Below are 13,376 nucleotides of genomic sequence, written 5' to 3'. Positions count from 1 at the left end.
TCTCCGCCCCGTACGATCGATTAACATCGAACGTTTCGTTCGCCTGGCTGCCGCGTGCCGATGTCCATTCCACCCGATTCCGAGATTGCCGACGACCTGTCCCGCGCGTGGCGCGTGCACCTGCTCGATGTGCCGCCGGCCGCGTCGCGTGCCGGCGTGCAGGTCGCGCGCGTCGATTTCGACTGGCGCGTGCCGCTCGCATCGCCGGCCTACGCGGCGCTGAGCGACGCGGAGCGGGCGCGTGCCGGGCGCTATCTGCGGCACGAGGATGCGGTGCGCAGTGCCGCGACGCGCGCCGCGCTGCGCGACGTGCTCGGTGCGGCGCTCGGCATCGCGCCGAAGGACGTCGCGATCGTCGTCGACGCATCGGGACGGCCGTCGCTGGATCCCGCGCATCGCGCGTCGCTCGATTTCAACGTGTCGCACGCGGGCGATCACGCGCTCATCGCGTGGGCGGCGACGGGGCGCGTCGGCGTCGATATCGAAAGCTGCAACCGCACGACCGACTGGCGTGCGCTGACGCGCGAAGTGTGCGCGGCCGCCGAGGCTGCGTATCTCGACGGCCTGCCGCTCGCCGCCCGCGCGGACGCGTTCATGCGCGTGTGGGCCGCGAAGGAGGCGCTGCTGAAGGCGCTCGGCACCGGCATCGTCGGCGGGCTGCGCGCGTTCGCGGTCGTGCCGCCGCGCGATGCGGCGACGCCCGCGACGACGATCGTCGAGCCGGCCGCGCCCGCCGCCGGCGTGGCCGCGTTCGACGCGGGCTGGCTCGACGCGGCGCCCGGCTACGCGGCGTGCGTCGCGTGGGCGCGCTGACCGCGTTTCAGCGCGCGACGCTCATTCGAGCGGTACGTCGTTGGGCGCCGCGTAGCGCGCCTTGATCACGTCGCTCATCGGGAACTCGAACGCGAGCCCCTTCGGCGGCACCGGCTTCATGAACCACTTGTCGTACAGCGCGTTGATCTCGCCGCTCTTCATCAGCTGCACGAGCACGCCGTCGACGAGCGCCTTGAACTGCGGATCGTCCTTGCGCAGCATGAACCCGTACGCTTCCGACGATTGCGGCGTGCCGACGATCGCCCAGTCGGCCGGCTTCGCCGCGAGCTGGCGCACGCCGGCGAGCAGCACGTCGTCCATCATGTACGCGGCCGCGCGGCCCGATTCGAGCGTGAGGCGTCCTTCGCCGTAGTCCTTCGCGCTGATGATCTGCATGTTCATCTTCTTTTCCTCGTTCATCTTGCGCAGCAGGCGTTCGGACGTCGTGCCCTGGTTCGTCACGACCGTCTTGCCGGCGAGATCGGGGAAGTCGCGGATGCCCGAGTTCGTGCGCGTGAGCAGGCGCGTCGTCGCGACGAAGAAGGTGGTCGAGAACGCGACCTGCGCGTGACGCGCGGCGAGGTTGGTGGTCACCCCGCATTCGAGATCGACGGTGCCGTTCTGCACGAGCGGGATGCGGTTCTGCGACGTGACCGGGATGAAGCGCGCCTGCAGGTCGGGCTTGCCGGTGCGCGCCTTCACGGCGGCGATCACGCGGTCGCACAGGTCCTGCGAGAAGCCGACCACCTTGCCGCTCGCGTCGACATAGGAGAACGGCACCGACGTCTCGCGATGGCCGATCGAGATCAGGCCGCTTTGCCGCACCTTCTCGAGCGTGCCCGACAGCGGTTCCGCGGCGAGCGATGCGCCGCACGCGAGCGCGCACGCGGCGACGAGCAGGCCGCGGCCGAGGACGGTAGTCAACCGGGGCGGGATGGTCATGGCGGATCTCCGTGGGCGGATCGTAGGGAAGCGTCGATTCGTATGTTGCCAAAGACAAAATAATTGCAACATATGTTGATTGCGAGGCCTGTCGGGCCGGTCCGGCGCGCCGCGCCGGACATCAGGGAAACTCCCGAGTCGGAATTATGAAAAACAGGTTGTCTAGACAAGTCGCGGTGGCTACACTGCAATCCATCCCGAACTTGTCTAGACAGGATTGCTCACATGATTACGTTGACCCCCGGCCACCTGACCCTTCCGCAACTGCGCAAGATCGCTCGCGAATCCGTGCAGCTCAAGCTCGACCCGGCGAGCTTCGCGAAGATCGACGCGGGCGCGAAGGCCGTCGCCGACATCGCGGCGAAGGGCGAGCCCGCATACGGCATCAACACGGGTTTCGGCCGCCTGGCCAGCACGCACATCCCGCACGACCAGCTCGAGCTGCTGCAGAAGAACCTGGTGCTGTCGCATGCGGTCGGCGTGGGCGAGCCGATGGCGCGCTCGTCGGTGCGTCTGCTGATGGCACTGAAGCTGTCGAGCCTCGGCCGCGGCCACTCGGGCATCCGTCGCGAAGTGATGGACGCGCTGATCACGCTGTTCAACGCCGACGTGCTGCCGCTGATCCCGGTGAAGGGCTCGGTCGGCGCATCGGGCGACCTGGCACCCCTCGCGCACATGTCGGCCGTGCTGCTGGGCGTCGGTGAAGTGTTCATCCGCGGCGAGCGCGCCAGCGCGCTGGACGGTCTGCGTGTCGCGGGCCTCGCGCCGCTGACGCTGCAGGCGAAGGAAGGCCTGGCGCTGCTGAACGGCACGCAGGCGTCGACCGCGCTGGCGCTCGACAACATGTTCGCGATCGAAGACCTGTACCGCACCGCGCTGGTCGCGGGCGCGCTGTCGGTCGACGCGGCAGCCGGCTCGGTGAAGCCGTTCGACGCCCGCATCCACGAACTGCGCGGCCATCAAGGCCAGATCGACGCGGCCGCGTCGTACCGCGACCTGCTCGAAGGCTCGCCGATCAACCAGTCGCACCGCGATTGCGACAAGGTGCAGGATCCGTACAGCCTGCGCTGCCAGCCGCAGGTGATGGGCGCGTGCCTGGACCAGATGCGTCACGCAGCCGACGTGCTGCTGGTCGAAGCGAACGCCGTGTCGGACAACCCGCTGATCTTCCCGGATACCGGCGAAGTGCTGTCGGGCGGCAACTTCCACGCTGAACCCGTCGCATTCGCGGCCGACAACCTCGCGCTGGCCGCAGCGGAAATCGGCGCGCTGGCCGAGCGCCGCATCGCGCTGCTGATCGACGCGACGCTGTCGGGCCTGCCCCCGTTCCTCGTGAAGGACGGCGGCGTGAACTCGGGCTTCATGATCGCCCACGTGACGGCGGCCGCGCTGGCATCGGAAAACAAGACGCTCGCGCACCCGGCGTCGGTCGACTCGCTGCCGACCTCGGCGAACCAGGAAGACCACGTGTCGATGGCGACGTTCGCCGCGCGCAAGCTCGCCGACATCGCGGACAACACGAAGCACATCCTCGCGATCGAACTGCTGGCCGCCGCCCAGGGCGTCGACCTGCGCGCGCCGTACCACACGAGCCCGAAGCTCGCGCCGGTGATGGAAACGATCCGCGGCAAGGTTGCGCACTACGAGCTCGACCACTACTTCGCACCGGACATCGCGGTGATCGCGAAGCTCGTCGGCGAGCGCGCGTTCGCGAAGGTCGCGCCGTTCGCGTTCGCATCGGAACAGTAAGCCCATGAGCGCGCCGGTCTACCAGGAGATCAAGGATTTCATCCTGGGCCGCATTCACGCCGGCGAGTGGGCGGAGGGCGACCAGGTGCCCTCCGAGAACGAACTGGCCCGCGAGTTCAAGGTTGCGCGCATGACCGTCAACCGCGCGTTGCGCGAGTTGACGGCCGAGCAGGTGCTGACGCGCATGAAGGGCGCCGGCACCTACGTCGCGCGGCCGAAGTACGAGTCGACGCTCGTCGCGATCCGCAGCATCTCGGAAGAGGTCGACGCGCGCGGGCATGCGTACCGCGCCAGCGTACTCGGCCTCGAGACGATCCGCGCCGACGAGGCGCTCGCCGACGAGATGCAGATGGCCGTGCGCGCGAAGCTGTTTTATTCGCAGGTGTTGCACTTCGAGAATGACGAACCCGTCCAGCTCGAAGAACGGTGGGTGAATCCGGCGGTCGCGCCGGATTATGCCGAGCAGGATTTTACGAACACGACGCCGAACCTGTACCTGATGCGCGCGGCCCCGCTGCAGCGCGTCGAGTACCGGATCGAAGCGGCGGCTCCGGCGCCCGAGCGGCGCGAGCAGCTGCGGATGGACGACGTCGAGCCGTGTCTGGTTTTACATCGGCGCACCTGGTCGCAGGGCGTCGTCGCCTCGGTGGCGAATCTGTGGCACCCCGGCAGCCGTTATCGCTTCACCGGGCATTTCTGATTCCTATTTGATAGTCATTTTCCTTCGGGAGCAGTCGTCATGAACCATCCGAAACACATCGATCCCCGTCTCGATCCGACCCGCACGATCCGCGCGCCGCGCGGCAGCGAGAAGGTCTGCAAGACCTGGCTGGCCGAAGCGGCCTACCGGATGATCCAGAACAACCTGGATCCGGAAGTCGCCGAGCATCCGCACGCGCTCGTCGTGTACGGCGGCATCGGCCGCGCGGCGCGCAACTGGGAATGCTACGACCAGATCCTCGCGTCGCTGAAGGATCTCGAAGAGAACGAGACGCTGCTGATCCAGTCGGGCAAGCCGGTCGGTGTGTTCCGCACGCACAAGGATGCGCCGCGCGTGCTGCTCGCGAACTCGAACCTCGTGCCGCACTGGGCGACCTGGGATCACTTCCACGAGCTCGACCGCAAGGGCCTGATGATGTACGGCCAGATGACGGCCGGCAGCTGGATCTACATCGGCAGCCAGGGCATCGTGCAGGGCACCTATGAAACCTTCTTCTCGGTCGCGAACCAGCACTTCAACGGCGATCCGTCGGGCCGCTGGATCCTGACGGGCGGCCTCGGCGGCATGGGCGGCGCGCAGCCGCTCGCCGCGACGATGGCCGGCTTCTCGATGATCGCGGTCGAATGCGACGAGACGCGCATCGACTTCCGCCTGAAGACGCGCTACGTCGACAAGAAGGCGACGACGCTCGACGAAGCGCTCGGCATGATCGACGAAGCGAAGCGCACCGGCAAGCCGGTGTCGATCGGCCTGCTCGGCAACGCGGCCGACGTGTTCGCGGAACTCGTGACGCGCGGTATCACGCCGGACTGCGTGACCGACCAGACGAGCGCGCACGACCCGATCAACGGCTACCTGCCGCAAGGCTGGACCGTCGCGCAATGGCGCGAAGCGCAGAAGGTCGATCCGCAGAGCATCGTGAAGGTCGCGAAGCAGTCGATGGCCGTGCAGGTGCGCGCGATGCTGACGCTGCAGGAGCGCGGCGCCGCCACGCTCGACTACGGCAACAACATCCGCCAGATGGCGCTGGAAATGGGCGTCGAGAACGCATTCGACTTCCCGGGCTTCGTGCCGGCCTATATCCGCCCGCTGTTCTGCGAAGGCAAGGGCCCGTTCCGCTGGGTCGCGCTGTCCGGCGATCCGGAAGACATCTACAAGACCGACCAGAAGGTGAAGGAGCTGATCCCCGACGATCCGCACCTGCACAACTGGCTCGACATGGCGCGTGAGCGCATCGCGTTCCAGGGTCTGCCGGCGCGGATCTGCTGGGTCGGCGTGAAGGATCGCTATCGCCTCGGCCAGGCGTTCAACGAGATGGTGAAGAACGGCGAACTGAAGGCCCCGATCGTGATCGGCCGCGACCACCTCGACACCGGTTCGGTCGCGAGCCCGAACCGCGAGACGGAATCGATGAAGGACGGTTCGGACGCCGTGAGCGACTGGCCGCTGCTGAACGCCCTGCTGAACACCGCAGGCGGCGCATCGTGGGTGTCGCTGCACCACGGCGGCGGCGTCGGCATGGGCTTCTCGCAGCACTCGGGCGTCGTGATCGTCGCCGACGGTACCGCCGAAGCACACGAGCGTCTCGGCCGCGTGCTGCTGAACGATCCGGCGACGGGCGTGATGCGCCATGCGGATGCCGGCTACGAACTCGCGCAGCAGACGGCCCGCGAAGCCGGCCTGAAGCTGCCGATGCTTGGCCGCTGAGCATGACGGCGCTCGACCAGGCGCCGGTGAACGCGACGATGATCCGCGCGGCGGATCTCGTCGCGTCGCCGTGGAAGAACGGCGGCGGCGTGACGCGCGAGATCGGTGCGTTTCCTCCTGGCGCCGCGCTCGATGCGTTCGCGTGGCGCGTGAGCGTCGCGGACGTCGGCGCGGCCGGTCCGTTCTCGCGTTTCGAAGGGATCGACCGCACGCTCGTGCTGCTGTCCGGCGCGGGCATGACGCTCGCGGAAGCGGGCGGTGCGAAGCACGTGCTCGACGCGCCGCTCGCGCGTGCGGACTTCGCTGGCGAAACGGCGATCGATGCGACGCTGCACGACGGCGCGACACGCGACTTCAACCTGATGACGCGCCGTTCGGCCGCGCGCGGGACGCTCGACGTGTGGCCCGAAGGCACGCACCGCGCCGAGCGCGCCGATACCGTGCTGCTGTTCTGCGCGACGGGCGCGGTCGGCGTCGAGATCGACGGCGCGCACTACGCACTGCAGGAAATGGACACGCTGCGGCTCGACGGGCCGCAGCGTGCGTTTGACGTCGTCGTGAGCGGAGGCGGCGCGCTGCTCGCCGTGTCGCTCGCCGTCGGCGAACGAGACTGAACGCATGAAACCGACTGTCTGGCATCACCTGAGGCTGTGTCCGCACGGCCATCCCGACGAAACGATCGACGACGCGGCGATCGCCGTCGACGAAACCGGCACGATCGTGTGGCTCGGCGCGTTGTCCGCGCTGCCGCACGGTTATGCGCACTGGCAGCGGGAAGACCTGCACGGCGCGTGGGTGACGCCGGGCCTCGTCGACTGCCATACGCACCTCGTGTACGGCGGCACGCGGGCCGACGAGTTCGCGCAGCGCCTCGCCGGCGTCAGCTACGAGGAGATCGCGCGGCAGGGCGGCGGGATCGTGTCGACGGTGCGCGCGACGCGCGCAGCCGACGAGACGACGCTGTTCGTGCAGGCCGCCGCGCGCCTGCAGCCGCTGCTCGCCGACGGCGTGACGGCGATCGAGATCAAGTCGGGCTACGGGCTCGACCTCGCGAGCGAGCGCAAGATGCTGCGCGTCGCGCGCCAGCTCGGCGAGCGCTTCCCGGTCACGGTCTACACCACGTTCCTCGGCGCGCACGCGCTGCCGCCGGAATATGCGGGCCGTGCGGATGAATACATCGACGAAGTGTGCGGCCGGATGCTGCCGGCGCTCGCCGACGAAGGCCTCATCGACGCGGTCGACGTGTTCTGCGAGCGCATCGGCTTTTCGCTCGCGCAGACCGAGCGCGTGTTCGAGGCCGCGACGCGGCGCGGGCTGCCGGTGAAGCTGCACGCGGAGCAGTTGTCGAACGCGGGCGGCACCGCGCTTGCCGCGCGTTATCGCGCGCTGTCCGCCGACCACCTCGAATTTCTCGACGAAGCCGGCATCGAGGCGATGAAGGCGGCCGGCACGGTCGCCGTGCTGCTGCCCGGCGCGTATTACTTCATTCGCGAAACGCAATTGCCGCCGATCGAGCTGCTGCGCAAGCATGGCGTGCCGATCGCGCTCGCGACCGATCACAACCCCGGCACCTCGCCGCTCGAATCGCTGCTGCTGACGCTGAACCTGGGCTGCACGCTGTTCCGCATGACGGTGCCCGAGGTGCTGCAGGGCGTGACGCGCCATGCGGCGGCGGCGCTCGGCCGCGCGGATCGTCACGGTGCGCTCGAGATCGGCCGCCAGGCCGATTTCGCGGTCTGGTCGGTCGGCTCGCTGTCGGAGCTCGCGTACTGGATCGGCCGGCCGCTGTGCGAGCAGGTCGTGCGCGGCGGCGCGACGGTGTTTCGCCGGATGAACGGCTAGTTTTAGCGGAGGGCCGGACGCGGCGCTGAAGCGCCGGTCCGGCCGATCGCCACGGAGCGGAAGCGGGCGCCGACGCGCCGCCTCCTGCCAACCGGGGCTTGGGACCGGACCGACGCTTCAGTGCGCCGAATCCGGCCAACAAGGACTCACGATGACCGACTCTATGTTGTTCGCGGACCATGCCCGGCTGCCCGATGGCTGGCGCCGCAACGTGCTGCTGCGCTGGGACGCGGCCGGCACGCTGACCGACGTGACGCCCGACACCGACGCGCCGGCCGGCGTCGCGCGCGCGGCCGGGCCCGTGCTGCCCGGCATGCCGAACCTGCATTCGCACGCGTTCCAGCGCGCGATGGCGGGGCTCACCGAATATCGCGCGAATCCCGCCGACAGCTTCTGGAGCTGGCGCGACCTGATGTACCGCTTCGCGCTGAAGATCACGCCCGACGCGCTCGCGGCGATCGCGCGCTGGCTGTACGTCGAGATGCTGAAGTGCGGCTACACGTCGGTGTGCGAATTCCACTACGTGCATCACGCGCAGGACGGCTCGCGCTATCCGCAGATCGCGGAACTCGGTGCGCGCGTGGTCGATGCCGCGCGCTCGGCCGGCATCGGCATCACGATGCTGCCCGTGTCGTACCAGTTCGCCGGCTTCGGCAACAAGCCGCCGCGCGACGACCAGCGCCGCTTCATCAATACGCCGGACGGCCTGCTCGAGCTGCTCGACGCGATGCGCCGCGTCGCGCCCGAGCACGGCGGCCTGCGCTACGGCGTCGCGCCGCACTCGCTGCGCGCGGTGTCCGAGAATGGCTTGCGCGTGCTGCTCGAAGGCCTGCCCGACGACGCGCCGGTGCATATCCATATCGCCGAACAGACGGCCGAAGTCGACGATTGCGTGCGCGCGTACGGTGCGCGTCCCGTGCAATGGCTGCTCGATCGTTTCGACGTCGATGCGCGCTGGTGCCTCGTGCACGCGACGCACGTCGATGCGGGCGAAACGGCCGCGCTCGCGAAGCGTCGCGCGGTGGCCGGCCTGTGCCTGACCACCGAGGCGAACCTCGGCGACGGCGTGTTCCCGGCGCTCGACTATCTCGCGCAGGGCGGCGTGATCGGCGTCGGCTCGGACAGCCATGCGTCGGTCGACTGGCGCTCGGAACTGCGCCTGCTCGAATACGGGCAGCGGCTCGTGCATCGCGCGCGCAACGTGCTCGCGAGCGACACGCAGGCGCATGTCGCCGACCGGCTGTTCGACGCGTCGCTCGCGGGCGGCGCGCAGGCGAGCGGGCGGCGCATCGGCGCGCTGCGTGAAGGCTGCCGCGCCGATTGGCTCGTGCTCGATCCCGATCATCCGGCGATTGCCGAGCACGACAGCACGGCGTGGTTGTCGGGAGCGGTGTTTGCCGAGCACGGCGACACGCCGGTGCTCGACGTCTATACCGGCGGCGAGCGCGTCGTGAGCGGCCGCCGCCATCGCGACGAAGCCGCAGCTTATGCCGACTACCGCGCCGCGCTGGCGCAACTGCTGCGCTGAATGCGCGGCATCCGGCGCACGCCGCGCGCGTGCGCCGGCCGACTTTTACGGTGAGGCGACATGACTGAACAACCGGCTGTATTCACGCTGAAGCAGGGCACGCTGCCGCTGCTGATCTCGATTCCGCACGCAGGCACCCACATCCCCGACGACATCGCCGCGACGATGACGCCCGACGCGCGCTTCGTCGACGATTGCGACTGGCACCTCGAGCGCCTGTACGGCTTCGCGGCGACGCTCGGCGCGTCGATCCTCGTGCCGTCGCACGCGCGTTACGTCGTCGACCTGAACCGTCCGCCCGACAACGAGAACCTGTATCCGGGGCAGGACACGACGGGGCTCGTGCCGGTCGATACGTTCGACAAGGCGCCGCTGTATCCGGCGGGCGCGCTGCCCGGCAACGACGAGATCATGCGCCGTCGCGACCTCTACTGGCGCCCGTATCACGACGCGCTGCAAGGCGAGATCGCGCGCCTGAAGCGCGAGCACGGCCGCGTGCTCGTGTGGGAAGCGCATTCGATCCGCTCGCACGTGCCGCGCTTCTTCGAGGGCCGCCTGCCGGACTTCAACTTCGGCACGTCGAGCGGCGCGAGCGCCGCACCGGGCCTTGCCGAGGCGCTGGCCGCATGCGTGAGCGCGCACGGCGGTTATACGGCCGTCGCGAACGGGCGTTTCAAGGGCGGCTACATCACGCGCCACTACGGCGTGCCCGCGACCGGCGTCGAAGCCGTGCAGCTGGAGCTGTCGCAGATCACTTACATGGAAGAGACGCGTCCGTATGCGTACGACGAAGCGCGCGCCGCGCGGATCGTGCCGCTGCTGCAGACGCTCGTCGAAACCGCGCTCGCGCATCGCTGATCCGTCGGCGCGCGCGGCGTGCGGCGGCACGGTGCGATGTCGCGCCACGGCCGGCCGGCTGGCAAGGCGCACATTGGTGCATCGCACAAAACGGCATCGACCCGAGCGGTCGATGCCGTTTTTTTTTTCGTCTGATCGATGTCGGGATCGGTACCTGAAAATTTGACGCAATTTTTAGGTGATATAAGCTGAATGTCAGGAAGTCGTCACGCGCGCCCCGGCCGCGACGGCGTCGATCAGCGCCGCACCGCGCCGGAATCCGTTGCGAGACACCTTGCCGACGTGTCGTCGCGCGGCATTGCCGCCCCCGCTTCATCGCGACACGTGTCCTGCCTTCATCAGTCAGTCGAGTACGATCGTGAAAGCCGCCAGCCCTTCGATACGCCGGACCCGAAGTCCGTCGGCGGGCGCGCCGCCTCAGGCCGGGCCGATCCGGCATGCTGAGCGCGGCACGCGCGCCGCCCCCATACGCGAGCCCCGCTTCTTCGCTGTGCCCCATCGCGGCCTGCGCCGCTTCAATGTCGTCACCGCACACGTGTTCAGCGCGGTGCAGTGCGACGGCAGCGCTTCATTGTTGCCCTAGCGTCCTTTTCCGCTTTCGCATCGGATCGCACCGCCCGTTGCCGCACCGTCCGAGCGGCACGATCGCGCGTGGACGCGTGCAGCGCCATCGCGGGCCGCCATCGTCCTGCGCGTCCGCAAGCGTCGCGCATTTATCGCGGAGGCGATCATGCGACCGCGCCCGCTCGTAGCCGTCACCGCCGATCGCGTCATGCGCGGCGCCCATCCGAACCACACGGCCGGGGAGAAGTATCTCGTCGCGCTGGTCGACGGTGCCGGCGCGCTGGCGTTCGTGCTGCCCGCGCTGGGTGCGCGGCAGCCGGTCGACGCGATCGTCGCGGCGATCGACGGGCTGCTGCTGACCGGCAGCTATTCGAACGTCGAGCCGCATCACTACGGCGGCCCGGCGAGCGCGCCCGATACCCTGCACGATCCCGCGCGCGATGCGACCGCGCTGCCGCTGATCCGCACGGCGATCGATGCGGGCGTGCCGGTGCTCGCGATCTGCCGCGGCATGCAGGAGCTGAACGTCGCGTATGGCGGCACCTTGCATCAGCGACTGCATGCGAGCGCGGGCTTCCACGATCATCGCGAGCGCGACGGCGATCCGCTCGAGCGGCAGTACGGCGCCGCGCACCGCGTGCAGCTCGCGCCGGGCGGGTTGCTGCAACGGATCGCGCACGGCGCGCACGACGCGATGGTCAGTTCGTTGCACGACCAGGGCATCGCGCGGCTCGGCGCGGGCCTCGCGGTCGAGGCGAGCGCGCCCGACGGGCTGATCGAGGCCGTGAGCGTGCGCGGCGCGCGCGCGTTCGCGCTCGGCGTGCAGTGGCATCCCGAATGGCGCCACGCGGAGCAATCGCTGTCGCGCGACATCTTCGCGGCATTCGGCGCGGCGTGCCGCGCGCGCATGACCCACCGCATTCATGCGGCCGGCGGCACCATGCCGTCGCCGGCTGCATCCGACATCGACTGAACGAGGCCGATCATGCAACCCGAACTGAGCGAATTCCTGCGCCAGCACCGCATCACCGAAGTCGAGGCGATCATTCCCGACATGGCCGGTATCGCGCGCGGCAAGATCATTCCGCGCAACAAATTCGAGTCCGGCGAATCGATGCGCCTGCCGCAGGCCGTGATGGTGCAGACCGTCACCGGCGACTATCCGGAGGACGGCACGCTGACCGGCGTGACCGATCCCGACATGGTGTGCGTGCCCGATCCGTCGACGATCTGCCTGATTCCGTGGGCCGTCGACCCGACCGCGCAGGTGATCCACGATTGCGTGCATTTCGACGGTTCGCCGGTCGAGATTTCGCCGCGCTACGTGCTGCGCCGCGTGCTCGACCTGTACAAGGAAAAGGGCTGGAAGCCCGTAGTCGCGCCTGAACTCGAGTTCTATCTGGTCGACATGAACGCCGACCCCGACCTGCCGCTGCGTCCGCCGGTCGGGCGCACGGGGCGGGCGGAAACCGGCCGTCAGTCGTATTCGATCGAGGCCGTCAACGAGTTCGATCCGCTGTTCGAGGACATCTACGAATACTGCGAGATGCAGGGGCTCGACATCGAGACGCTGATCCATGAGGTCGGCGCTGCGCAGATGGAGATCAACTTCGTGCACGGCGACGCGCTGTCGCTCGCCGACCAGGTGTTCCTGTTCAAGCGCACGGTGCGCGAGGCGGCGCTGCGCCACAATATGTATGCGACGTTCATGGCCAAGCCGATGGAAAACGAGCCGGGCTCCGCGATGCATATCCACCAGAGCCTCGCCGACGTGCACACCGGCCGCAACCTGTTCGCCGACGACGGCGGCGTCGTGTCGCCGATGTTCCAAAGCTATCTTGCGGGCCTGCAGAAATATACGCCCGCGCTAATGCCGATCTTCGCACCGTACATCAACTCGTATCGCCGCCTGTCGCGCTTCATGGCCGCGCCGATCAACGTGCAGTGGGGCTACGACAACCGTACGGTCGGCTTTCGCATCCCGCAGTCGACGCCGGTCGCGCGGCGCATCGAGAACCGGATTCCGGGCGTCGACTGCAACCCGTACCTCGCGTTCGCGGCGACGCTCGCCGCCGGTTATCTCGGTCTCACGCAGCAGCTCGCGCCGACCGAGCCGATCGCGTCCGACGGCTACGACCTGCCGTACCAGCTGCCGCGCAACCTCGAGGAGGGCATCTCGCTGATGGCGGCGTGCACGCCGCTCGCCGGCATTCTCGGTGACAAGTTCGTGAAGGCGTACCTGGCGCTGAAGGAAACCGAATACGAAGCGTTCTTCCGCGTGATCAGTTCGTGGGAACGCCGCCATCTGCTGCTGCACGTGTGAGCGTGCGCACGACCGCATCAAGGAACGACGGAGGAAACATGACGTACCGTAACGAACCCGCGTGGATCCAGCCCGCCGCGTTTGCTGCCCGCACGACGCAGGCACGCTCGACCGCCGAATACCGCGCGCTCGACGCCGCGCACCACATCCATCCCTTCTCGGACATGGGTGCGCTCAATCGCGCGGGCAGCCGCGTGATCGTAAAGGCCGACGGCGTCTATCTGTGGGACTCGGACGGCAACAAGGTCATCGACGGGATGGCCGGCCTCTGGTGCGTGAACGTCGGCTACGGCCGCAAGGAACTTGCCGATGCCGCATATCGCCAGCTT

12 protein-coding genes are annotated in these 13,376 nt (G+C 68.6%); 11 read left to right on the top strand and 1 reads right to left on the bottom strand.

Annotated features, from left to right (window positions below; all coding sequences use genetic code 11):
* Window positions 1–60: 60 nt before the first annotated feature.
* Entirely contained in the window at window positions 61–813 is a 753-nt protein-coding gene (locus U4012_RS32935; RefSeq protein WP_044847650.1) for a 4'-phosphopantetheinyl transferase family protein, read from the top strand.
* A gap of 21 nt (window positions 814–834) precedes the next feature.
* Here U4012_RS32935 and U4012_RS32930 read toward each other — a convergent pair whose 3' ends face one another.
* Window positions 835–1,755 carry a glutamate/aspartate ABC transporter substrate-binding protein gene (locus U4012_RS32930; RefSeq protein WP_321803850.1) on the bottom strand — a complete coding sequence of 307 codons (921 nt, stop codon included), beginning with the start codon at window positions 1,753–1,755 and terminating at the stop codon, window positions 835–837.
* A gap of 225 nt (window positions 1,756–1,980) precedes the next feature.
* On the opposite strand from U4012_RS32930, the gene hutH reads away from it, so the two are divergent.
* From hutH to U4012_RS32880, 10 genes are all read left to right on the top strand, one after another.
* A complete protein-coding gene (gene hutH / locus U4012_RS32925) occupies window positions 1,981–3,504 on the top strand; it encodes a histidine ammonia-lyase (protein WP_321803848.1) in 1,524 nt (507 codons plus the stop codon).
* Between the two features lie 4 nt (window positions 3,505–3,508).
* A complete protein-coding gene (gene hutC, locus U4012_RS32920) occupies window positions 3,509–4,204 on the top strand; it encodes a histidine utilization repressor (RefSeq protein ID WP_044847652.1) in 696 nt (231 codons plus the stop codon).
* A 39-nt stretch (window positions 4,205–4,243) separates the two neighbouring features.
* Window positions 4,244–5,932 (top strand): urocanate hydratase, encoded by a 1,689-nt coding sequence (hutU, locus tag U4012_RS32915; RefSeq protein WP_321803845.1) that lies wholly within the window; start codon window positions 4,244–4,246, stop codon window positions 5,930–5,932.
* A gap of 2 nt (window positions 5,933–5,934) precedes the next feature.
* Window positions 5,935–6,546, top strand: coding sequence for a HutD family protein (locus U4012_RS32910; RefSeq protein ID WP_321803843.1), 612 nt, complete (start codon window positions 5,935–5,937; stop codon window positions 6,544–6,546).
* Between the two features lie 4 nt (window positions 6,547–6,550).
* Window positions 6,551–7,774 carry an imidazolonepropionase gene (hutI, locus tag U4012_RS32905; protein ID WP_321803841.1) on the top strand — a complete coding sequence of 408 codons (1,224 nt, stop codon included), beginning with the start codon at window positions 6,551–6,553 and terminating at the stop codon, window positions 7,772–7,774.
* A 151-nt stretch (window positions 7,775–7,925) separates the two neighbouring features.
* Window positions 7,926–9,302: a formimidoylglutamate deiminase gene (locus U4012_RS32900; protein ID WP_321803839.1), complete on the top strand. Its 1,377-nt coding sequence runs from the start codon at window positions 7,926–7,928 to the stop codon at window positions 9,300–9,302.
* A gap of 60 nt (window positions 9,303–9,362) precedes the next feature.
* Entirely contained in the window at window positions 9,363–10,160 is a 798-nt protein-coding gene (gene hutG, locus U4012_RS32895) for an N-formylglutamate deformylase (protein WP_321803837.1), read from the top strand.
* 730 nt (window positions 10,161–10,890) lie between these two features.
* Window positions 10,891–11,697: a gamma-glutamyl-gamma-aminobutyrate hydrolase family protein gene (locus tag U4012_RS32890; RefSeq protein WP_321803836.1), complete on the top strand. Its 807-nt coding sequence runs from the start codon at window positions 10,891–10,893 to the stop codon at window positions 11,695–11,697.
* Window positions 11,698–11,709: 12 nt separating this feature from the next.
* Window positions 11,710–13,047, top strand: a complete 1,338-nt coding sequence (locus U4012_RS32885; protein WP_044847659.1) for a glutamine synthetase family protein — start codon at window positions 11,710–11,712, stop codon at window positions 13,045–13,047.
* Between the two features lie 38 nt (window positions 13,048–13,085).
* The coding region (locus U4012_RS32880) for an aminotransferase class III-fold pyridoxal phosphate-dependent enzyme (protein ID WP_321803835.1) at window positions 13,086–13,376 on the top strand (291 nt) is incomplete at its 3' end.

Origin of the sequence: Burkholderia sp. BCC1988 (assembly GCF_905339895.1) — a bacterium.
Lineage (GTDB): Bacteria > Pseudomonadota > Gammaproteobacteria > Burkholderiales > Burkholderiaceae > Burkholderia.
Note: the sequence above shows the minus strand (reverse complement) of the source record. Positions and strands in the feature narration are given on the sequence as shown.